Raw genomic sequence first — 22,040 nt, forward strand, 5'->3', positions numbered from 1 at the left:
CCCCATCGCGGCAGCGCTGCGCGTGGTACATGGGCCAGGCTCCCGATCAGATCGGTGCCGAACATACGCTGTTCCTCGACCATCCCAGCGCATCTGGCTCGTCGACTTCCAAAACAGCTCAACAGGAATCTGCACTGGAGAGTTATCATGAGCACACGATCGAGATGGTCTTCGCCAAGCTCAAGCATCTGCTGCGAAAGGCCGGTGAGCGCACACGGGAAGGGTTATGGAACCGGGTCGGCTCCCTCCTCGACGACTTCCCGCCACACCAATGCAAAAACTACTTGCGACATCCCGGATACGCTACCGTCAGATCACAAACCGCTAATTCGGACACCGCTGGTTTCCAGTTCAGCGACAAAGCGGCGGTCAAAGCAGCGACTCCGTCCTTGGCGGCGGGATAGGGAGTCTTGTTCACGCCGCGCGTGGCCACTGAACCGATATTTACGACTGAACCGCGCCCGGCCGCGAGCATGTACGGCAACACCGCATGGCGGCACCAAAGTGTCGGCCACACCGAGCGGTTGATTTCGGCACAAATCTCGTCGGGGGTAGAATCCCAATAGGGCTTAGCCCAGATCGTACCACAGACATTGTGGACCGCCACGTCGATTTGGCCGAATTGATCTGCAACCGGCCGGTACAGTTCGGTCGCTCCCTCGCATTTCTCGAGGTCGAAGATGGCGGCATGAACATCGCAGCCATTGTCCCGCAGGCGATCGACCGTAGCCTGCGTAGCGTCAGCCGCTCGGTCGGCAATGATCACGATGGCGCCTTCCTCAGCCATACGCCTGGCTGGGGCTAGCCCGATGCCTTGAGCGCCAGCGGTCACAACCGCGATCTGGTTGTCGAACGGCTTGGCAGAAGTCATGATGTTGCTCCTCCTTTATTCACATTCCTGCAACGAAACGCAAGGCTGGGAGGTTGCCTTTCCTATATTCACGATCTATATCGAGAACGGAAATGCGTTGCGCAATGTCAAATGATTAGGCGCTGCAGCGGCGATCACCGGACCGGATTTGAGGAGAGAAACGAAATGGCCCGTACACTCATGAAACCAGACGACGTCAAAGGTGCCTGGGCGATTATTCCCACTCCGGCGAAGGATGATGCCTCGGATTGGCGCGCGACAAAGACAGTTGACCTCGATGAGACAGCGCGTGTGGTTAATGGCCTGATCGATGCAGGGATCAACGGAATTCTCAGTATGGGGACGCTTGGCGAAGCGGCGACCATGACCCACGACGAAAAGCTCGATTTCATAAAGGCGCTGGTCGATGCAGCAGCCGGCCGAGTGCCGATTTTCGTTGGCACCACCTGCCTCAACACGCGCGACACTATCGCGTTGACACGTCAAGCGCTTGATATTGGTGCCGATGGCACGATGCTGGGAGTTCCGATGTGGTGCGCGCCAAGCGTTGATGTTGCGGTGCAGTTCTACAAGGATTTAGCTGAAGCCGTGCCTGAGATGAACATTGCCATCTATGCCAATCCCGAAGCCTTCAAGTTCGATTTTCCACGCTCGTTCTGGGCTCAGGTGGCGGAGATTCCCCAAGTCGTCACGGCGAAATACATTGGCGTCGCTCACTTGCTGCCGGACCTTGCAGCCATTCGGGGACGGATCAAGCTGCTGCCGATCGACTTCGACTACTACGGCGCAGCTCGTATGGACGAATCGATCGACGCCTTTTGGTCGAGCGGTGCCGTGTGTGACCCGCTGGTGACCACGACATTGCGCGACCTTGTGTCGCAAGCGCGCGCTACCGGTGATTGGAGCGCGGCGCGGGCATTTATGGGCCGACTCGGCCCAACGGCAGCGCCGCTGTTCCCTAACGGCAGCTTCAAGGAATTCTCGACCTACAACATCGCGCTCGAAAAGGCGCGCATGAACGCAGGCGGCTGGATGAACGCCGGTCCGGTCCGCCCGCCCTACCATCTTTGCCCCGAACCCTACCTCGAGGGCGCGCGCCTTTCGGGCAGAATGTGGGCCGAACTTGGCAAGGCGCTCGCAGCCGAAAAATGAGATAAGCGCGAAAATTGGGAGAAAGCGAGTGACGGACTGAGGTGTTGGGTTGGACGGCTCCCAACGGCATCGCGATGTGCCAGAGTGAGTTTGTTAGAGGACTCATTCGAGGGAGCCGGCCATGGAACAGATTACCCGCATAGGCATGGACACGTCAAAGAACGTTTTTCAGCTGCATGGCGTTGATGCGGCAGACAGGCCGATCCTGCGCAAGAGGCTGACGCGACGGAAAATGGTCGAGTTCTTCGAGGAGTTGCCGCCGACCGTTGTCGCCATTGAGGCTTGTGGCAGCGCGCATTACTGGGCGCGTCTTCTTGGTTCTTTTGGCCACGAGGTAAAGTTGATCGCGCCGCAACTGGTGAAACCATACGTCAAGCGCGGCAAGAACGATGCAGCGGATGCTTAAGCCCTGTGCGAGGCAATGAGCCGCCCGACGATGCGGTTCGTGCCGACGAAGAGTGCCGACCAGCAGGCGGCGCTCATGCTTGTGTGTCCGTCGTCAGAACATTTGGCACAACTCGCGGCGTAAATTAGCGGAGTGCGGGCCTCGTCCTGGGGTTGATATTAAGCGGCGATCTTGCGGTGGAGCAAGCGGCGATGTTCGATGGTCTTCCGTTTGATCCTTTCGCGCTGTTTGATGATGGCATCGGCCCTGCCGAAGTAGGCGTCGGCGGGCGTCACGTTGTTCAGGCTCTCGTGGTAACGTCGGTGGTTATAATGCTCGACGAAGGCTTCGATCTGGGCCTCAAGGTCACCGGGCAGGAAGTAATTTTCGAGCAGGATGCGATTCTTGAGGGTCTGATGCCAGCGCTCGATCTTGCCCTGGGTCTGGGGATGCATCGGAGCGCCGCGCACATGGCTCATTTTCCGGGCCTCGATATATTCCGCCAGTTCACCCGCGATGTAGCTCGGGCCATTATCCGACAGCAGCCGAGGCTTGTGCAGCACCGTTGCGCTGTCGCAACCCGAGGCCTCGAGCGCGAGGTCCAGCGTGTCGGTGACATCCTCGGCTCGCATGTTGGTGCACAGCTTCCAGGCGATGATGTAGCGCGAGAAGTCGTCGAGCACGGTCGACAGATAGACCCAGCCCCAGCCAATGATCTTGAAGTAGGTGAAGTCGGTCTGCCACATTTCGTTCGGCCGCGTCGTCTTGGTGTGGAACGCATCGGCTGCCCTGATCACGACGAAGGCCGGGCTGGTAATCAGATCATGGGCCTTGAGCAGGCGATAAACCGTGGCCTCCGACACGAAGTAGCGCTTCTCGTCGGTGAAGCGCACCGCCAGTTCGCGGGGCGACAGATCGGTTGTATCCAGCGCCATGTCGATGATCTGCTGCTGGATATCGTCGCCGATGCGGTTCCACACCCGGCGCGGGGCCGATGGCCGATCCTCCAACGCCTCCGGGCCGCCTTCGAGATAGCGGTCGTACCAGCGATAGAAGGTCCGGCGCGGGATGCCCAACTGCTCCAGCGTGCGCCAGGCCGGGAGGTGCGACTGTTCGACGATCCGGATGATCTCCAGCTTCTCGGATGCAGGGTATCTCATTCGTCGTCGCCCCCATCCGCGATCATGCTTTTTTTAAGCAGGCGGTTCTCGAGGGTCAGGTCGGCCACGCATTCCTTCAGCGCACGGGCTTCCCGGCGCAGATCCTGGACCTCGCCGGTGGTTGCGGCACGGGCGGTATCGCCGGCGAGCCGGCGCTTGCCCGCTTCCATGAACTCCTTCGACCAGGTGTAGTACAGGCTCTGGGCGATCCCTTCCTTGCGGCACAGTTCAGCAATGCTGTCATCGCCGCGCAGGCCTTCAAGCACGATCCGGATTTTATCCTCGGCAGAGAAGTGCCGGCGTGTCGCCCGCCGGATGTCCTTCACCACCTGCTCCGCAGGAGCCTTCACCGATTTTTTCAAGGAGGATTTGGGCTTCATCTTCGTTCCTTCGTCACTACGACGAAGCCCAAATCCTCCTTAATTCACAACCTCAAATCTGTGCCATTGGCGCTGACGCCGGACACGTACGACCGTCCGCTCGAGTCATGAATACGGTGTAATTTGTTTGAGCCGTGATCTTTAATTCGTGTTCTGACACGATGCGAGTAGGCCCCAGAATATGACGATAGCTGTGCACCGGAAAGATATTTGCTTTGCGCAAGGATACGATGCGGTCGACCAGCATGCCTTTGCTATCGCAGAATATCGCCGAGACGGTCAGATTGCGGTCATGGTTCTCGCGCGCGATAACCTTGTAAATGCAGTCGTCCGCGAACAGCTCTGGCCATTCCTCAAGTCGATCATCATCTATCCACTCGGCATGGATGGCGTTGATTTCGGTTGCAAGATACTGCAAGCGAAGGCGCTCGGAAATGTTCGGATCCATCTCAGGCCACTCCTTCCAGTTGATCGATGCAGACCCACCCGTCTTCGATCCTGACGGGGTAAGTCTTGATCGCAACCTGGCAAGGAAAGGCCTTCGCCGCCCCAGTGGCGATATCGAACGATCCACCATGAAATGGGCATTCGATGATGCCGCCATCTTGGTACCCATCAGTCAGCATTGCGTTTCCATGGGTGCACATGTTGTCGGTGACGAAGATATCACCATCGACGTTGTAGACAGCCAGCGCGGGCAGTTGCTCCAGAAACACTCCGACCGGTTCGCCATCCTTGACGTCAGCAACCGGGCAAAGACGTACCTTACTTGTCATCGTGCTTCGTAATCCTTTGATGTATTTGATATAGCAGCCAGTCTGGAGGCGGCTTACTGGAGAGGAACATCCATGCCGTACCCCTGGGCCTCATTGCCGTGACCGAAAATGTCGCGGGTGTAGAATTCCTGCTGGGCAGGCGCCTTACGAGCACCCCAACCAAATTCCCACAGCCAGCCAGAAGGGTTGGCGCAGTAGAAGGTGAGGGCCAAATCGTTGGCATGCTTGCCGAGCTGAAGCGCGACATCAATCTGACGCTCGCGCACGATGTCGTGGGCGAGCCCGAGGTCGTCCAGTTCGGTATATTCAAACATCAGATGGTTAATGCGCTTTTCCATCGGGCCGAGGCCGAAGGCGACCGAGTGCTGCCGTTCATTGCAATGCATGAAGTACGGCATGGCCACCATGCCGTTGGGCAGATGCAACTGGTATTCAACCGATCCGCGCAGCCCCAACAGGCGGTAAAACGCGGCTGCGGCTTCGACATCGTCTTGGCGCAGGATGCAGTGACCGATCCCCTCCGACCCGGTGACGAATTTGCCGAACATGGGGCGTCCGGGATGGAAAGGCTTGTGGGCATCCACTTGCGGGCCGTAGAAGATTTCGGTGGGGTTTCCACCGGGATCGGTCAACTTGGCCAGGCCGAGCACGCGGCGCTCGCGGGCTTCGGCATGGCTCGCCACAGTCACTGCTATCCCGGCGTTGGTCAGCTTTTCAACCATTGCCTCGAACTCGGTCGGATCACCAAGCCGCCAGCCCATGTAGGCGAGATCGTCAGTGTCGCCTTTGATTAAGTGCTATGCGATGATGCCACAGATCCATCCGGAGATAGATGCGATCACTCTCACCTTCGTCGACGACTTCCATTCCGGCAACCTCTGCTGCGTAGGCTCGCCACGCATCGAGATCTGTCACTGACATGCCGAGATATCCAAGTTCGCTGACCGATGACATTGACTGCTCTCCCAAAATTGCCGCCTTTTTTGGCGCTGTGTCCAGCATGCTCGACGACGCTAAACATGCGGCTTCGGCACCTAATCTGGAAACTCTATTAGGCGAATGTTTCGCTGGGTGCAATACGTTGCACTGAATAATTTTTAGCGGTAGGATAGCGGCTTGGCATTGGCTGGTTGATTCGCCGACAGGTGATTGGCGAACTGGTAACTGTTCAGCGACCGGCATTTGCAATGGCGCCGGGGCCAATTGATCGCAGAAGCGACGTCGGGTCAAAAGGACGATGCGGGAGAGACAGGTAATGAACGCGAAAGAACGACTGGTTGGGCGTATCGCCAACCTGCAGGTCCTGCGGGGACGGCTCCAATCCTGGTTGGCCAAGGATGAAACGCGCGGCGTCTATAAAGTAGATCGTGCAGCTTTTACCGACCCCGAGATTTTCGAGCTTGAGCTTAAGTATGTCTTCGAACGCAACTGGGTGTTCGTTTCGCATGAAAGTCAGGTCGCTAAGCCCAACGATTTTATCACAACCAAAATTGGCAGAGTGCCTGTCATTATAACGGCTCTGTTGCAAAAATCGTGAAGCTTGAGCATGCTTGGCGGAGATTGGACGGACGGAACGATGACGGATTTCAAGTGGCGCCATTTCCAGGGTGATGTGATCCTGTGGGCGGTGCGCTGGTATTGTCGCTATCCGATCAGCTATCGCGACCTTGAGGAAATGCTGGCGGAACGCGGCATTTCGGTCGACCATACGACGATCTATCGCTGGGTCCAGTGCTACGCCCCGGAGATGGAGAAGCGGCTGCGCTGGTTCTGGCGGCGTGGCTTTGATCCGAGCTGGCGCCTGGATGAAACCTACGTCAAGGTGCGGGGCAAGTGGACCTACCTGTACCGGGCAGTCGACAAGCGGGGCGACACGATCGATTTCTACCTGTCGCCGACCCGCAGCGCCAAGGCAGCGAAGCGGTTCCTGGGCAAGGCCCTGCGAGGCCTGAAGCACTGGGAAAAGCCTGCCACGCTCAATACCGACAAAGCGCCGAGCTATGGTGCAGCGATCACCGAATTGAAGCGCGAAGGAAAGCTGGACCGGGAGACGGCCCACCGGCAGGTGAAGTATCTCAATAACGTGATCGAGGCCGATCACGGAAAGCTCAAGATACTGATCAAGCCGGTGCGCGGTTTCAAATCGATCCCCACGGCCTATGCCACGATCAAGGGATTCGAAGTCATGCGAGCCCTGCGCAAAGGACAGGCTCGCCCCTGGTGCCTGCAGCCCGGCATCAGGGGCGAGGTGCGCCTTGTGGAGAGAGCTTTTGGCATTGGGCCCTCGGCGCTGACGGAGGCCATGGGCATGCTCAACCACCATTTCGCAGCAGCCGCCTGATCGGCGCAGAGCGACAGCCTACCTCTGACTGCCGCCAATCTTTGCAACAGAGCCCGCGGCCGCAAGTGAATTTTTAACTGAAGCAAATTTATCAACCCCGTTCTCAGGAGACACCCCATGAAGACGAAATTGTTTATCAACGACGCCTGGATCGATTCAGGTGACAAAAAATACTTTGATCGCAAGCACCCTGTCAGTGGCGAGGTCGTGACCCAATGCGCGAACGCCACGGTGGACGATGCGGTCAATGCGGCTCGAGCCGCTCAAGAGGCGTTCAAGTCCTGGAAGGCCGTCGGACCCTCGGAGCGGCGGCGCCTTCTTTTGAAGGTGGCAGACGTCATGGAGAGCAAAACGCCCGAGTTCATCGAAGTGATGGCCAAGGAAGTGGGAGCCTCCGCGCTGTGGGCGGGGTTCAACGTGCACCTGTCGGCCAATGTATTCCGGGAAGCCGCCTCACTAGCCACCCAAATTCAAGGCGAAACCATTCCGACGGACAAGCCTGACACCCTGTCGATGACGCTGCGTCAGCCGGTCGGCCCCATCTTGAGTATCGCGCCATGGAACGGCACCGCAGTGCTCGCGGCGCGGGCCATCGCGTATCCGTTGGTCTGCGGCAATACCGTGGTGTTCAAAGGCTCCGAGTTCAGCCCCGGCACGCACGCGTTGATCGCGAAGTGCGTACAGGAGGCCGGCCTGCCCGCTGGCGTGCTCAATTATCTGAACTCGTCCCCGGACCGCTCGCCCGATATCGCCGATGCGCTGATTTCGTCTAAAGAGATTCGTCGCATCAACTTTACGGGCTCCACTCGCGTGGGGCGCATCATCGCCCAGAAAGCGGCCCAACATCTCAAGCGCTGCTTGCTGGAGTTGGGTGGCAAGTCCCCGCTGATCGTTCTGGACGACGCGGACATCGACGCGGCGGTCAAGGCAGCGGTGTTTGGCAGTTTCCTGTTCCAAGGCCAGATCTGCATGTCCACCGAACGCCTGGTGGTCGACGAGAAGATCGCGGACGAATTTGTCGCGAAGTTCGTCGAGAAAACCAAGAAGTTGAGTGCAGGCGATCCGTGCGTGACCGGGGACTGCGTCATTGGTCCGATGGTGTCGTCCAACTCGGGGGACCGGATCAATGGCCTGTTGAAAGATGCCATCGACAAGGGTGCCAAGGTCGTGTGCGGTGGTATGGCCGAGGGTGCGGTCATGCCCGCCACGATCCTGGACCACGTGACAGCCGACATGCAGATCTACGATGAGGAAACCTTTGGTCCCATCACTGTGGTTGTTCGTTGCAAGGGCGAAGCCGATGCCATCCGTATTGCCAACGACAGTGCATATGGCCTGTCATCGGGCGTGTTTGGCCGGGACGTGAACCGGGCCCTGCGCGTGGGCATGGCGATCGAATACGGCTCGGTCCATATCAACGGGTCCACCGTACAGACCGAGGCGCAGGCGCCTTATGGCGGCACAAAGGCCACCGGTTATGGTCGCTTCGACGGACGCGCGGTGATCGACGAGTTCACGGAACTCAAGTGGCTGACCATTGAACCATTCGAGCAGCAGTATCCCTTCTAAGCCGAAGCAACAAAGGAGTTAAACCATGAACAAGCCGGCAGCAGTCATTGAATTGGGGTACATGGGCATTTCGGTCAAGGATCCTGCAGCGTGGAAATCCTTTGCCGCAAACATGCTGGGACTTCAAGTCCTCGATGAGGGTGACAAGGATCGCTTCTATCTGCGAATGGACAATTGGCACCATCGGATCGTGGTTCATCACAACGGTCAAGATGACCTTGAATACCTGGGCTGGCGTGTCGCCGGTCAACCGGAATTCGAGGCATTGGGTCAAAAGCTCGTGGACGCAGGCTACAAAGTCCGCGTGTGCGACAAAGCCGAAGCACAAGAACGGATGGTACTGGGCCTGATGAAGACAGAAGATCCGGGGGGCAACCCGACCGAGATTTTCTGGGGACCTCGGATTGACCTGAACAATCCCTTCCACCCCGGTCGTCCCTTGCACGGAAAATTTCTAACCGGCGATCAGGGCCTAGGCCACTGCATCGTGCGTCAGAATGATGTTGAAGCGGCGCGCAAGTTCTACAGCCTGCTGGGCTTCCGTGGAGATGTCGAGTACCGCCTTCCTTTGCCCAACGGCATGACGGCTGAGTTGACGTTCATGCATTGCAATGCTCGCGATCATTCCATCGCTTTCGGTTCAATGCCTGCGGCCAAGCGCCTCAATCATCTGATGATTGAATACACTCATATCGAAGATTTGGGTTGCACACACCAGCTTTTCACGAAGGAAAAGATTGACATTGCCTTGCAATTGGGCATCCATTCCAACGATAAGGCGCTGACGTTCTACGGGGCAACACCTTCCGGCTGGCTGATCGAACCTGGGTGGCGAGGCGCCCCCGCCATTGCTGAATCGGAATATTACGTCGGCGACATTTTCGGTCACGCCATCGAGGCCACCGGTTATGGATTGGACGTCAAACTGAGCTAGCCATGCAAAAGATGCGAAATCGATCGCATCTGTTTTTCCCATTCTGTTCCATATAACAAAAGGAGACAATGATTATCAAAGAAGCCATTTCCCTCGCAGGACTTGGGATGCTGATGCTCAGCACCGCATATGCCGAGGATTCCCGTTGGTCATATCGCATCGGCGCCACCAACGTAGCCTTCGATGCGAGCGCCAAAGTTTCGATTGACGGAACAAGGGTTCCGGGTGGAAGCGCTGACGCTAGTGACAACAACGCTTTGACATTTGACTTCGGCTACATCATTAACGATAACTGGAACGCGCGATTAATTTTTGGCATTCCACCCACCACAAAAGTGACAGGCGCAGGCACGCTGCCTCCGATTTTGCTCGGTCGTGTTCAATATGCTCCTGCGGTTTTGTCGGCGACCTACAACCTGCCGCAGATGGGATTGATTCGCCCGTACGTGGGGGCGGGGATCAACTACACCCGAATTCTGAAAAGCAAAGATGCCAATCTGACCTCATTCGATGCAGATCATGCGTGGGCACCTGTGCTCCACATCGGTGCAGAAGCGAACATCAACCGCGACTGGTTCGTCAGCTTTGATATCCGAAAACTTTATCTGAAAACAGATGCATCGGGGTTTCTTGGGTCTCAAGTTGCTACAGCCCGCGTAACGTTGAATCCGCTGCTAACCTCGATTGCGATTGGCCGGAGATTCTGATCGGTCCACATTGATTCCCAAATTCTGTTTGCATCACCATTTTCAAGGGAAATTTTAATGACAAGAAAGACGAACAAAGCGGTGCGCCTGACTGCCGCGGATATTCAAGGCGCATGGGTCATCATGCCGACCCCGTCCACGCCGGATGCCTCGGACTGGCGCAGCACGCACACGGTCGATCTCGACGAGACGGCCCGGATTGTCGAGGAGTTGATTGCGGCCGGCGTCAATGGCATTCTGAGCCACGGCACCTTTGGCGAATGCGCGACGCTGACGTGGGAGGAGAAGCGGGATTTTGTTTCAACGGTCGTGGAAACCGCGCGCGGTCGAGTGCCCTACTTCTGCGGCACAACGGCCTTGAATACCCGTGAAGTTATACGCCAGACCCGCGAAGTGATGGACATTGGTGCCCAAGGAACCATGCTCGGCGGGCCGATGTGGGTGAAGATGGATCTGCCCACCGCCGTGCAGTTTTATCGCGATGTGGCGGAAGCGGTGCCAGATGCTGCCATCGCTGTTTATGCCAACCCGGAGGCTTTCAAATTTGATTTTCCTCGCCCGTTTTGGGCCGAAATGTCCAAAATCCCGCAAGTTGTTACAGCCAAGTACTTGGGCATCGGAATGCTGGACTTGGATCTGAAATTGGCTCCAAATATTCGCTTCCTTCCGCATGAGGATGACTATTACGCTGCGGCCCGAATCAATCCTGAGCGCATGACCGCCTTCTGGTCCAGCGGCTCCATGTGCGGTCCAGCGACTGCCCTCATGCTTCGTGATGCGGTGACACAGGCCAAGACGACCGGTGACTGGACCAAGGCCAAGGCCATTTCAGATGACATGCGCGCTGCCGACGCCACACTGTTTCCACGCGGCGATTTCTCGGAATTCTCGAAATACAACATTGGTCTCGAAAAAGCACGAATGGACGAGGCGGGTTGGCTCAAAGCGGGGCCGTGCCGGCCACCCTATACGCTGGTACCAGATGAATACCTTGCAGGTGCTCGAAAATCAGGCAACGCCTGGGCCGCACTGCATACCAAGTACGCCGAGGAATTGAAGAAAACCAAAACGGCAACCGGCTCGAAAAAGAAGTGAGGCGAGGCCAGGTCCTGAGTCAGATATCTCCGATCAGCAAAGCTGGCTGATCTGGGCGTCCTCTGGATTGGAGGAATCGGCGAGTATCAAATATGCGAGTACGCCGTAAAAGCGCCAAGAGCGCGGGATGTGGCGCTTGCCCTGAAGCAGCTCCACATTTCTGCCGTCTTTTTTTGGGAGAGCCTGAGCATGATGGTTGATTTTTATTTCGATTTTTTGAGCCCCTTTTCGTACCTGGCAAACCACCGTTTGTCGGTGCTAGCGGGGCGTTATGGATTCCCCATCCAGTATCACGCCATTGATTTGGCGCGAGCAAAGACGGCCATTGGCAACATCGGGCCGTCCAATCGGGATCTCAAGGTCAAGCTTGACTACTTAAAGGTGGATTTGCAGCGATGGGCCGATCTCTATAGGATTCCGTTGGTTTTCCCCCCTAACTTCAACAGCCGCCGGGTGAATGCCGGACTGTATTACCCGGCAGCCAGGGAGCGAGCCGCTGAATATGTTCGCCTTGTTTTCGATTCGGCTTGGGGGAAAGGGTGGGCACTGGATGCTGATAGCTTGCTGGCTGAGGTATGCGACAAGCTAAACTGGGATCTCGGTGAATTTGAAGATTTTTTGAACAGCGAAAATGCCGCCAAGGCATACGACGAAGAGACGCAGGCGGCCATTGACCGAAAGGTTTTCGGGGTTCCCACCGTGTTTTGGGATGATCAAATGTGGTGGGGAAATGACCGCCTTTTCATGCTTGAGAGCAGGTTGCAAAAGGAAACGCAACCATAAATTCTCAGTGCATCGATTTTTCTGATTTTTCAACCACGCCTTGATTTTAAGGAGTCTCATGAAGCTTTATTACAGCCCCGGCGCATGTTCATTGTCGCCTCACATCATCCTTCGTGAAGGTGGATTTGACTTTCAGCTAGAAAAGGTTGATCTCGGCACCAAGGTGACTGAGACTGGTGTTGATTACAAGACCGTCAATCCCGTGGGCAGTGTCCCCGCTTTGCAAATGGATGATGGGCAGGTGCTCACCGAAGGGCCGGCCATCGTTCAATACCTCGCTGACCGTGTGCCAGAAAAATGCCTGGCACCGGCAGCTGGCTCGCTGGAGCGTTACCGACTGATGGAATGGCTGAATTTCATCTCCACCGAATTGCATAAAAGCTTCGGAGCGCTGTTCAGCCCGGTGTTTCCACAGGATGCCAAGCCAGTCATCAAGGCCCAATTGGAAAGCCGTCTTGCCCATACCGAGCAGATGCTCGGTGACAAGGTTTGGGCCATGGGGAACGACTTTTCCGTGGTGGACGCCTACTTGTTTACTGTGCTTGGCTGGGGGGCTTACGTGAATGTGGACCTTTCGCCTTGGCCCGGCCTGCAAGGCTACCTCAACCGCGTGGCTGAACGTCCAGCAGTCCGGGCCACATTGTCGGCTGAAGGTTTGATCTGATTTTTTTAGACCTGCGTGAATGGCACGCGCGGAAGCACGCTTCGACATCTTCTATCCTCTCCTGAAGATGACCAGAGCGGCGGCAGCTGATGCTCTTCTTCGCCGCTCCGGAGGGGTAAGCCTATTCGGCGTCGGGCTGCCGGTCGGGTGAAGCCTTGGCGAAACTCTCCAGCGCAAGGCACCGCGCTTCGATGGCGAGAAGCCGCTCCCACTTAAGGTCGACGCCGAAGCGGCGCGCGTTTACGAGCTGGGGAACGAGGCAGATGTCCGCGAGCGAGGGAGCCTGGCCGAAGCAAAACGGTGTGTCGGTGCCGGCAATCAGCGCGTCGCACGCGGCAAGGCCCTCTTCGATGGCCGTACGTGCCCAGGCGTTGACATCATCATCAGCGATACCCAGCGCTCGCAGTCGAGCCAGGATCTTGAGGTTCTGCACCGGATGGATGTCGCAGGCGATCACTTGGGCGAATGCCCGAACATGCGCCCGCTCCATCAGATCGGCAGGAAGAATCGCGGGTTCTGGATATTTGTCCTCTAGATACTCGCAAATGGCTAGCGACTGGGTCAGCACGGCATCGCCTATCTCCAACGTCGGAAGCAGCCCTTGCGGATTGAGCTTGAGATACTCTGGCGCATTCTGTTCGCCGCGACGCAGATGATGGAAGGCGTCCTCGTAGCTGACGCCTTTGAGGTTGAGTGCGATGCGGACCCGGTAGGACGCGGTCGAACGAAAATATCCATGGAGGAGCAAGGCAAGTCCTTTCTATCTGACTTTGCGCAGGAGGAAGACGGCGGCGGACGCGAGCAGCGCTGGCACGATGGCAATGAGGAGCAGGTGCTGGCTCGACCAGCCCAGGCCCAGAAGGGCGCCACCAGCCACCGGGCCCAGGATCGACCCGATGCGACCGACGCCCAGGGCCCAACCGACACCAGTCGAGCGAATGGCGTTGGGATATACAGACGCCGCGACCGCATTGAGTCCGATCTGCCCGCCGACAATTCCGAACCCTGCCGCGGCGGCGCCAGCCAGCAGGAGAACAACATTTGCCCCTGCATGGGAGATGATGAAGATGAATGCCGCCGAGGCCAGGTAGGCCAGCCCCAACACGATGGCCGGCTCCCGCTTGTCGATCAACCGTCCCAGGACGATCGCGCCAAACACGCCTCCCAGATTGAGGATAGCCGTCGATGCGATGGCGATCTCCAATGATAGCCCGAGACTGCGCAGGAGAGAGGGCAACCAGTTGACCAGAAAATACATGACGAGAAGGTTCATGAAGAAGGCGATCCAGAGCAGCGCCGTGGTCTGCGCGCGACCGCCGCGGAAAAGTTCTGCGACTGGGAACTTGCCGATCGGGCCTCCGCCTGCCTCGCTTCGCACCTCTTCGATGAAATGCGCGGGGATGATCGAAGGATCGATCCGCTTCAAAATGGGGGTGAGCCGCCTTTCGGGGTCGGGTCTAGCGGCCAGGAAACGCGCCGACTCGGGTAGGGCGATCCAAAGGAGCGGGATGAGTAGCAGCGGCAGGATGCCACCTAGAAGGAACACCGCTTCCCATCCGAAACGCGCGATAAGCGGTGCGCTGACAATGCCTCCGATCGTCGAGCCCAGCGGAAATCCGCAGAACATCACCGTCACCAGAGTCGCCTTGAGGCGGGCAGGCGCATATTCGCTGGTTATGGCGATAAGATTGGGCATCGCCCCTCCCAGCCCGATGCCGGTCAGGAGACGATAGAGCAGCAGCTGATCCATGCTCGTTGCGCCAGCGGTAAGGAGGGCGAAGAGCGCGAATATCGCCGTGCACAAAATGATGACCAGTTTGCGACCGATCCTGTCGGCGACGGGACTGAGAAGGAACGCGCCGATCGTCAGGCCGAGCAGCCCGACACCGAAAATGGGGCCAAAAGCGGCCTTGTCGAGCTTCCATGCTTCGGCGATTGTCGGCGCGACATAGGCTATCGCCTGCGTGTCAAAGCCGTCGAGGCTTGCGATAAGTGCACATAGCGCAGCGATCCTGAACTGATAGGGACCAAAGCATGCGGCATCGATCGCGGAGGCCGATCCGGCCTCCGCTGTTAGAACTGCCATAACTACCCTCCTCGGATTAGCAGTCTTAGCGCCGCCTTCTGGGCTGATGAAAAATCAGTCGGCGGCTTTTGGGCCGATGGTGACTTCGGTGGGTTCGAGACCCTCGATCGTGACGGTCACCACGTCGCCCTCGACCACAGCTCCAACGCCAGCGGGCGTGCCAGTGTAGATGAGATCGCCCGGCTCGATACGATAGAGCGTGCTGAGGAACGCGATGACGTCGGCGACGGGCCAGATCAGTTCGGTCAGATCCGCATCCTGCTTCACTTCACCGTTCACGGTGAGGCGGATTGCCCCCTTGTCGAGATGACCCACCTCGGACACGGGGTGGATGAGGCCCAGTGGCGAGGATTGCTCTACGTTCTTGCCGGTATCCCAGGGGCGGCCCTGCGCGCGGGCGGCCAGCTGGAGATCGCGGCGGGTCATATCGAGGCCGGTTGCATAGCCGTAGACATGGTCGAGCGGCTTTTCGACCGGGATGTCCCTGCCGGCCTGCCCCACCGCAACCACCAGCTCCGCTTCATAATGAAAGTCGGACGTCGCACTCGGATAGGCAATGGTCTGTCTCTTATACACATCTAGATGTGTATAAGAGACAGGCCGTAGACATGGTCGAGCGCCTTTTCGACCGGGATGTCCCTGCCGGCCTGCCCCATCGCAACCACCAGCTCCGCTTCATAATGAAAGTCGGACGTCGCACTCGGATAGGCAATGGTGGAGCCGCTCGGTACGACAGTCTCGGCCCATTTGGTGAAGAAGAACGGAGGTTCCCGATCCGGGTCGCGGCCCATTTCGCGGGCGTGCGCGGCGTAGTTTCGCCCGACGCAGAAGACCCGGCGTACCGGAAAGTCGTCGCCGCCGGTGGTTTTTGCAAGCGTTGCGGGAAGCACTTCAAACAGTGTCACGAGAGTTGCTCCTTGTAGAGGTTGAGTTTCTGCTGGGAAGCCTTGTCCGAGAAACCGAACAAAATGAGTTCGTTTTGCGCGGAGATTTCCAGTGCCTTCCAAGAGGGAACGACGAAAATGTCGCGTGGCTTGAGCGCGAGGCTTTCTCCATCGACACGGGCCTCCCCTTCGCCCTCGACAACGACAAAAGTCGTGCCATCGGTCGAGCGGCGGGGAAGGGTAGCGTAGCCTTGTGGTATCAGCCTTACATGTGCCGAAATGGTGGGCATGATCGGGCCGCCATCGGCAGGGTTCAGGAACTCGAGCGCATGGCCCAGATGCGGATCGATTTCCGCGCTGGCCGCCATGGCAGTGAGCGCGGGGCGCCAATCGGAATAGGGATAGTGAAAGAGGGGTTGGTGGGAGGGACGACGATCCGCAACGCCGCCGCGCATCGGCCGCATATTGTGGCCGTATCGAGCGAGGGTATCTCCGGGCTTCACGGTTTCCGGGTGCATCGCCTCCGGCAGCTTCTCTGCGAAGCTTGCATCGAAGTGACGGACCGTCGGAATATCGAGCCCATCGAGCCATATCATCGGTTTGTCGGTGAAGTTGCCATGATCATGCCATTGCCCGCCCGGCGTCAGAACGAGATCAAACGGGCGCATGACCGCCTTTTCGCCATCGACTGCGGTGTAGGCGCCTTCGCCCTCGATCACGAACCGCAGGGCGCACTGGCTGTGCCGATGGCAAGGTGCGACCTCGCCGGGAAGGATGAGCTGCAGCCCCGCATAAAGACTGGGGGTGACCGCGGAAAGCCCTGTCAGACCGGGATTCTCCAGGATCAGAACCCTCCGCTCGGCCTGTTCGGCCGAGATGAGATCGCCCGCGCGCATGAGATAGCTGCGCGCTTGGTCGTAGCTCCATTTGTGGACGCGGGCCGGACTGTCCGGTTGTGTGAGAACAAGGGCGCTCAGCACTTCCCACAATGGGGTGAGGCTCTGTGGGGCCATCTCGGCATAGAGGGCTTCCAGCTGGGCGTGCTGGTCGTTTGGCAGCGGCTTTGTCATCTTGCCTCCGGTTGACTGCCGAGGCGCGATGACCGCACCTGGCGAATTATCGGCCCTGAAGGCCCAACCGAAAGGAGCTGGCCGGATGGCGGCTACGATTCTCGCAGGGCCTCTCCACATGCCGCCGATCTCCTGTCGGCCGCAGTCACCCTGCCCCTGTCATTTCTCAATGTCAAATGGTTTGCATAATGTCGAAGCGTAAAGTCAGTCTGCCGGTGGCTTGCCGCCGATCTGGGCGCTGATTGCCAGGCAGACATCGCGCAACCTATCCGCCGCCAGCCTGTCACGGCTCGCTTCGAAACTTTCGCTCGAGAGCATGGTGGCCGACAGTATCGGCCGGGATTGCAGGTCAAAAATTGGGAAGGCGGTGGCCCGCAGGCCTGGGATAACCGTACCGTCTACGCTTGATTCGCCTGCGGCGCGCACGCGCTTGCGCAATGCTTCAACGTCAACGGGCTTGAGGCCTTTGTCTGCCGCGAGTTCCTTGGTGACGAGGTCGCGGGTCTCACGCTCGGAGAGAAAGGCAAGGAAGACGTGGCCCGTTGCCGACCGCAGCAGCGGCAACATCGAGCCTACACTGAGCGACGTGACGACTGGCGGCGAACCCACATGCCACCGAACGACGGTAGGGCCGTGAGGACCAAGCGCGGCCATCTGCACGGTACGGCCGGATTCCTCAACAAATGCAGCGATAGCTGTGTCGGCAGCCTGGAACACGTCCGTTCGGGCCAATGCTCCAAGCCCAAGACGAAGGGCCGCCGGACCAAGATCGTAGTTTCCGGCCGCGTCCTGCCGCGCCATACCCGCCACGATCAGGCTGACCAGATAACGATGCGTTTGCGAAGGAGAAAGGCCGCATCTGTGCACGATGGCAGAGAGCGCAGAGGGCTTGCCCAGCCCGGCCAGGGCGTCGAGCACGTTGAGGCCGATCTCCACGGACTGGATGCCGGCTCGACGCTTGGGTGCGCTCTCTTCTTCAACGATCGTCATATCAACTCCCGGAATGGACCTGGGAGAGCTTTGCGGGGGAAAATCGCCAAATGCAAATCGTGTGCAGGTCGCTTTGGAGCGCGGCGTGCGATTACTCCTCGGGCGCGATTCTGACCCTCAAGCCGGAAAGATCTTCCGTGAAAGGGATTTGACAGGAGAGACGGGAATTTTCCTGCCGGTGGTCGGAGGATGCCAGCAGGTCGTCCTCATCCTCTCCGACGTCAGGCAAGGCGGCGGCGCTATCGCCATCGACGTAGACATGGCAGGTGGCGCAAGACAAGCAGCCGCCACACATGGCAAGCAGCTCGTCAAAACCCGCGTCCCTGATAATCTCCATTACCGACAAACCGACTTCACCATCGACTGTCGCTTCCTCTCCGGCGCGATTGATCACTGTCAGCTGGGGCATCCGTTTATCTCTTTCGGGCTGTGCCAATGGCGCCGGCTCGTACCGGCGCCAGGTGGTTTAGATGGGATAGATGAGCGAATTGGGGATGAGCTCGCTGTCGAAGACACACGCCTTTTCCGCGAAGCGCAGGCCTTGCGGGGTGATGACGATGCGATCGACATAGCGCCCGGTATTGAAGATCTCGCTGGGCATATCGCGTTTGGTCCGCACGACCAGATAATTGGTTTCAGTCAAAAGTCCGTCGTCCCCCTGCTCCTTGATGAGGGTGGGGCCTATGATGTGCCGCTGATAGTAGGGCGCGTGGAACAATGTGCTTTCGACACCATAGAGGCGATCGCGCAGCATTGGTACACCATGCAGACTAAGAGTGCTAAGAGGCAGTCCTGCATCATAGTTCTCGCGCGGCACGACGCGATAATGGCAGTCCTGGGTGAAGAAGTCAGGCCAGGCGTCGTAGTTGCCGCTGTCGAGACAGGCGACGTACCGCGCGAATAGGTCGATGACTTCGAGGCGAAGGTTCGTATCTGTGATCACAGTTCCATCACCTCCCGCCAGTAACGATACATGCCCCGGATCAGCGTTTCCGTGACCATATGGTCGGTGTTTTCAACATCGCGCCCACCCAGTTCGCACATGGTGCTGAAGTCGCCGTCCTGCTCGAAACCCTCCTGGCTGAATTCGATGACTTCGCCGTCGTCAGCCGAGACGAAGCCGGCAGGGCCAAAGAGGTTGGCCTGACGCATGCGGCGCTCCACCATGGCCTCGTCGTCGTCCTCGAAACCGAAGTGGGTCCAGACGAAGTCGAACTTGTCAGGGCCAACCGGAATGATCTGCCGGGTCGAAAGCGAATTCACCTGCTGCTGAAGGATCACGCTTGGAAAGAGCGTGGTCATGCACACAGTAGGGCTGCCCCACCACGGCTCATGAACGATATCAAGCAGGCGCATGTCGTTGAGCTTCATATTCTCGCGGAAGCTGGTCACCCCTTGGGTGACATCCTTGTCGACGGTCTCGCTGCGGCGAGACACCATCGCGGCGTGCCGCCCCTTGTCGTCCATCCATAGTTCGGACTTGTTGTCCGCACGCCAGAGGCCAAAGGTTACGAACCAGGTATGGAGAAGGCCCGGATGGTACGGGTCCTTGATATTCTCCATCATCAGCTTCCAGTTGCCCGGAATGCGCTGCCGCGAATAACCATGGAGCACCAGCTTGCGGCCGTCGAAGGTGCGATCGAAATAGCGCAGGATGTCCGGGCCAAGATAGTCCTCGAACGATTCCACATCATGATCGAAACTGGCGAACACCACGCCGTTCCTCACGGAAACCGCCAGCTTGTTAAGGCCATGATCCTCCAGGGCAAAGTCCTCGGGCATGCCGCCCTGGCCCTTCACGCCATTCTTGAAGGGAACTCCCAGAAGCTTCCCGTCATAATTGTAGTTCCACTGATGATAGGGGCAGACAAGCGTCTTAACCTTGCCGGTCCGTTCCTGGCAGAATCGCATCGCGCGGTGCGCGCAGCGATTTTCCAAGACGTTCACCTCGCCCTTTCGATTCCGGATCATGATAACGGATCGCTCGCCGATCGACGTGCGCTTGAAGCAGCCGGGTTCGGGAACCTCTACCTCAAGTCCCACGTAGCTCCAGTGACGACCGTAAAATATGCGTGACAGCTCGCGCTCATAGATATCGCGATCCGTATAGACGGCCGCCGGGATGCGGCTTGACCCCTCCTGGGTCCAGGGCGTCTGGATGCTTTCACCGCGTAGCGGTGCTTCGACCTCGTTCATGACGATCCTCTCGAGTTGACATCTCTCCGGCCAATCATACGCCCAAGCCACACTGTTCCGCAATAGGAAATCAATTCGACATTATAAAACGCTGACCCTCTAGCTTCATCATTATCAAATCCATTTGACATTGTGAAAGACTCGGCATAATTTTTTTATAGGATCAGGCACCAGTCTGACCTTGATCGGAGGGGTGGGGACGCAAATGCGTCCATGTCTGAAATTCCAAATTGGTTAACGAACGGCAACGTGCGTCTGTGCGAACGAGAAATCGTGCCCGTCGCTCAACGTGGCGCGGGCTCTAGGGGAGGAGTAACACCATGATTGACCAGGATCGGTCCGCTGCGGGCGCAAATGCTGCCCTGTGCACTGGAAGCCGCCGAACAGACCTATCTCTCGGGAAGGATCGGTCGCCGCGCCTTTATACGAATGGCCGCCGCGGCCGGACTTGCCGGCATCGCCATTCCTGCCCTTGCCGACGAGCTAGAGGCCATTCGGGCTAACCAGGATGCGAGGGGCCGTCAGATTGCTGCTGCTTACGACTATATCATCGTCGGCACTGGCGCTGCAGGATGCGCTCTTGCGGGCCGTTTGGCTTCCTCCTCGACGGCAAAGATACTGATAATAGAGGCCGGGGGATGGGATACGGCCCCGTCGGTAGCCGATCCGCGCGTCTGGTTCACCAACCTGGGAACGGAGCGCGACTGGGGTGACGTCGCCATTCCTACCCCGCATGTAAACAATCGGGCCATCGCCGAGCATATGGGCAAGGTGGTCGGTGGCGGCACCAGCATCAACGCGACGATCTGGGCCCGGCCTTTCAAGCAGGATCTTGATCACTGGGCCGAAGTTACTGGGGATGAGGACTGGGGCTACGAACATGGCCTCTCGCTCTACAGGAAGATTGAGAACTGGCAGGGTGGCGAAGATGCAAGATACCGTGGCAAGGGGGGGCCGGTATGGTGCCAGCCGGCTGCGTCTCCGCTGGCAATGGCCCCTGCGGTTCTCGAAGCAGCGCGGGCCAGGGGCTTTACCATCTTCCCCGATCAGAATGGCGCTCGCGAAGAAAGTGCCGGCGGCTTTGCCATGATGAATCAGATCATCAAGAACGGCCAGCGCAACAACATGGCCAAGGCCTATCTGTACCCGGTGCTGAGCAAACCCAATGTCACCCTGCTTACAGCCACCCATGTCGACCGGGTGATTGTCCAGAACGGTCGCGCTATCGGCGTCGAGATTGCGACGCCATCGGGACCGCGCAAGGTTCTGGCGCGTGAGGAAACAATCCTGTGCGCCGGAGGGATCAACTCGGCGAAACTGCTGATGCTGAGCGGCATAGGCGATGAGAGGGAACTGGCTGCCGTCGGCATCAAATCGGTCGTGCATTCGCCAGATGTCGGCGCTCACTTCCAGGATCACATTCTGCATGGCGGCTGCCTGTGGGAAGCTCCGAATGCCTTCGAGCTACGCAATAGCGGCGCGGAAGTGGCCGGCTTCTGGAAGTCCCGGTCCGATCTCGACCGGCCAGACATCAACATCGTTCAGATCGAACTCCCCTACGCGAGTGAGGTCATAGCGAAGAATTACGCCCCGCCGCCCACATCCTGGGCGCTATGCGCCGGCCTCGTCGCGCCTAAAAGCCGGGGCAAGATGCGCCTGCGCTCGTCCAACGCTGCCGACCGTCCGCTCCTCGACGCGAATTTCCTGTCGCATCCCGATGATGTCGAGGCGCTTGCCGCCGGCATCGAACTTGCTCGTGATCTGGGTAATTCTGCCGCGCTCAAGCCTTTCGCGAAGCGAGAAGTGGTCCCGGGGCGCAAGCTCGAGCGAAACGATATGGCCAATTTCATCAAGGACGGTGCGACCACCTATTTTCATGAGGTCGGGACATGCCGGATGGGCAAGGACGGCAATGCCGTCGTCGATCCTAACCCGTATAATTCATCGCGTTGTTGATCGGGCGTCAGGATTTCGGTTTTTGGTTGGAGGCAGGCGCG

General features: G+C 58.3%; 22 protein-coding genes and 4 pseudogenes. 12 read left to right on the forward strand and 14 right to left on the reverse strand.

What is annotated here, in order from left to right; genetic code table 11:
- Positions 1–158: 158 nt before the first annotated feature.
- Positions 159–308, forward strand: a pseudogene (locus FE851_RS26990) (IS630 family transposase); the annotation flags it as partial.
- Here the strand turns inward: FE851_RS26990 and FE851_RS21695 are convergent.
- Complete coding sequence (locus FE851_RS21695; protein ID WP_145206736.1) at positions 281–871, reverse strand: SDR family NAD(P)-dependent oxidoreductase; 591 nt, start codon at positions 869–871, stop codon at positions 281–283. The pseudogene FE851_RS26990 and the gene FE851_RS21695 overlap by 28 nt on opposite strands.
- Before the next feature lie 165 nt (positions 872–1,036).
- Between FE851_RS21695 and FE851_RS21700 the strand changes: the two genes are divergently transcribed.
- Positions 1,037–2,023 (forward strand): trans-o-hydroxybenzylidenepyruvate hydratase-aldolase, encoded by a 987-nt coding sequence (locus FE851_RS21700; RefSeq protein ID WP_026149928.1) that lies wholly within the window; start codon positions 1,037–1,039, stop codon positions 2,021–2,023.
- A gap of 121 nt (positions 2,024–2,144) precedes the next feature.
- A pseudogene (locus FE851_RS21705) lies at positions 2,145–2,513 on the forward strand (transposase); the annotation flags it as partial.
- A 74-nt stretch (positions 2,514–2,587) separates the two neighbouring features.
- Here FE851_RS21705 and FE851_RS21710 read toward each other — a convergent pair.
- The 4 genes and pseudogenes from FE851_RS21710 to bphC form a co-directional block, all read right to left on the reverse strand.
- Positions 2,588–3,948 (reverse strand): IS3 family transposase gene (locus tag FE851_RS21710; RefSeq protein ID WP_145206737.1). Its coding sequence is split into 2 segments (ribosomal slippage): positions 2,588–3,601 and positions 3,604–3,948, totalling 1,359 coding nucleotides; the frame shifts between segments, so codons are not numbered across the junction.
- A 52-nt stretch (positions 3,949–4,000) separates the two neighbouring features.
- Positions 4,001–4,396: an aromatic-ring-hydroxylating dioxygenase subunit beta gene (locus tag FE851_RS21720; protein ID WP_145206739.1), complete on the reverse strand. Its 396-nt coding sequence runs from the start codon at positions 4,394–4,396 to the stop codon at positions 4,001–4,003.
- Between the two features lies 1 nt (position 4,397).
- Complete coding sequence (locus FE851_RS21725) at positions 4,398–4,724, reverse strand: non-heme iron oxygenase ferredoxin subunit (RefSeq protein WP_043152418.1); 327 nt, start codon at positions 4,722–4,724, stop codon at positions 4,398–4,400.
- Between the two features lie 53 nt (positions 4,725–4,777).
- Positions 4,778–5,678: pseudogene (gene bphC, locus FE851_RS21730) on the reverse strand (biphenyl-2,3-diol 1,2-dioxygenase).
- A gap of 301 nt (positions 5,679–5,979) precedes the next feature.
- Here bphC and FE851_RS26350 point away from each other — a divergent pair.
- The 8 genes and pseudogenes from FE851_RS26350 to gstA form a co-directional block, all read left to right on the forward strand.
- Positions 5,980–6,240 (forward strand): annotated as a pseudogene (locus tag FE851_RS26350) (benzoate 1,2-dioxygenase large subunit); the annotation flags it as partial.
- Positions 6,241–6,300: 60 nt separating this feature from the next.
- A complete protein-coding gene (locus tag FE851_RS21745; protein WP_001389365.1) occupies positions 6,301–7,065 on the forward strand; it encodes an IS6-like element IS6100 family transposase in 765 nt (254 codons plus the stop codon).
- Between the two features lie 117 nt (positions 7,066–7,182).
- Positions 7,183–8,634: an aldehyde dehydrogenase gene (locus tag FE851_RS21750; RefSeq protein WP_145206741.1), complete on the forward strand. Its 1,452-nt coding sequence runs from the start codon at positions 7,183–7,185 to the stop codon at positions 8,632–8,634.
- A 25-nt stretch (positions 8,635–8,659) separates the two neighbouring features.
- Complete coding sequence (gene nahC / locus FE851_RS21755; protein WP_145206742.1) at positions 8,660–9,568, forward strand: 1,2-dihydroxynaphthalene dioxygenase; 909 nt, start codon at positions 8,660–8,662, stop codon at positions 9,566–9,568.
- A gap of 68 nt (positions 9,569–9,636) precedes the next feature.
- Entirely contained in the window at positions 9,637–10,275 is a 639-nt protein-coding gene (locus FE851_RS21760) for an OmpW/AlkL family protein (RefSeq protein WP_186378963.1), read from the forward strand.
- 57 nt (positions 10,276–10,332) lie between these two features.
- Positions 10,333–11,370, forward strand: a complete 1,038-nt coding sequence (locus FE851_RS21765; RefSeq protein WP_145206743.1) for a dihydrodipicolinate synthase family protein — start codon at positions 10,333–10,335, stop codon at positions 11,368–11,370.
- 129 nt (positions 11,371–11,499) lie between these two features.
- Positions 11,500–12,153 (forward strand): 2-hydroxychromene-2-carboxylate isomerase, encoded by a 654-nt coding sequence (locus FE851_RS21770; RefSeq protein WP_217998759.1) that lies wholly within the window; start codon positions 11,500–11,502, stop codon positions 12,151–12,153.
- 58 nt (positions 12,154–12,211) lie between these two features.
- The gene (gene gstA, locus FE851_RS21775) at positions 12,212–12,817 is read left to right on the forward strand and encodes a glutathione transferase GstA (protein WP_026437506.1); all 606 of its coding nucleotides are present in this window, start codon (positions 12,212–12,214) and stop codon (positions 12,815–12,817) included.
- Between the two features lie 121 nt (positions 12,818–12,938).
- On the opposite strand, the gene maiA is transcribed toward gstA, so the two are convergent.
- The 9 genes from maiA to FE851_RS21820 form a co-directional block, all read right to left on the reverse strand.
- Positions 12,939–13,565, reverse strand: coding sequence for a maleylacetoacetate isomerase (gene maiA / locus FE851_RS21780; protein ID WP_019054271.1), 627 nt, complete (start codon positions 13,563–13,565; stop codon positions 12,939–12,941).
- A 12-nt stretch (positions 13,566–13,577) separates the two neighbouring features.
- Complete coding sequence (locus FE851_RS21785; RefSeq protein WP_019054270.1) at positions 13,578–14,903, reverse strand: MFS transporter; 1,326 nt, start codon at positions 14,901–14,903, stop codon at positions 13,578–13,580.
- A 54-nt stretch (positions 14,904–14,957) separates the two neighbouring features.
- Positions 14,958–15,479 carry a fumarylacetoacetate hydrolase family protein gene (locus FE851_RS21790; protein ID WP_145206744.1) on the reverse strand — a complete coding sequence of 174 codons (522 nt, stop codon included), beginning with the start codon at positions 15,477–15,479 and terminating at the stop codon, positions 14,958–14,960.
- Between the two features lie 2 nt (positions 15,480–15,481).
- On the reverse strand, positions 15,482–15,808 hold the full coding sequence (locus tag FE851_RS21795; RefSeq protein WP_261371154.1) for a fumarylacetoacetate hydrolase family protein: 327 nt from the start codon (positions 15,806–15,808) through the stop codon (positions 15,482–15,484).
- A complete protein-coding gene (gene gtdA, locus FE851_RS21800) occupies positions 15,805–16,857 on the reverse strand; it encodes a gentisate 1,2-dioxygenase (RefSeq protein WP_067736874.1) in 1,053 nt (350 codons plus the stop codon). The genes FE851_RS21795 and gtdA overlap by 4 nt, the downstream gene beginning before the upstream one ends.
- Before the next feature lie 204 nt (positions 16,858–17,061).
- Positions 17,062–17,847, reverse strand: coding sequence for an IclR family transcriptional regulator (locus FE851_RS21805; RefSeq protein ID WP_067736872.1), 786 nt, complete (start codon positions 17,845–17,847; stop codon positions 17,062–17,064).
- Between the two features lie 91 nt (positions 17,848–17,938).
- Positions 17,939–18,256, reverse strand: a complete 318-nt coding sequence (locus tag FE851_RS21810; RefSeq protein ID WP_067736870.1) for a 2Fe-2S iron-sulfur cluster-binding protein — start codon at positions 18,254–18,256, stop codon at positions 17,939–17,941.
- Positions 18,257–18,313: 57 nt separating this feature from the next.
- Positions 18,314–18,790 (reverse strand): aromatic-ring-hydroxylating dioxygenase subunit beta, encoded by a 477-nt coding sequence (locus FE851_RS21815; protein WP_067736867.1) that lies wholly within the window; start codon positions 18,788–18,790, stop codon positions 18,314–18,316.
- Positions 18,787–20,043, reverse strand: a complete 1,257-nt coding sequence (locus FE851_RS21820) for an aromatic ring-hydroxylating dioxygenase subunit alpha (protein ID WP_067736865.1) — start codon at positions 20,041–20,043, stop codon at positions 18,787–18,789. Before FE851_RS21820 ends, FE851_RS21815 begins: the two co-directional genes overlap by 4 nt.
- Before the next feature lie 324 nt (positions 20,044–20,367).
- On the opposite strand from FE851_RS21820, the gene FE851_RS21825 reads away from it, so the two are divergent.
- Complete coding sequence (locus FE851_RS21825; RefSeq protein WP_222422989.1) at positions 20,368–21,999, forward strand: GMC family oxidoreductase; 1,632 nt, start codon at positions 20,368–20,370, stop codon at positions 21,997–21,999.
- Positions 22,000–22,040: the final 41 nt, after the last annotated feature.

Origin of the sequence: Sphingobium sp. B2 (genome assembly GCF_007693735.1) — a bacterium.
Lineage (GTDB): Bacteria > Pseudomonadota > Alphaproteobacteria > Sphingomonadales > Sphingomonadaceae > Sphingobium > Sphingobium xenophagum.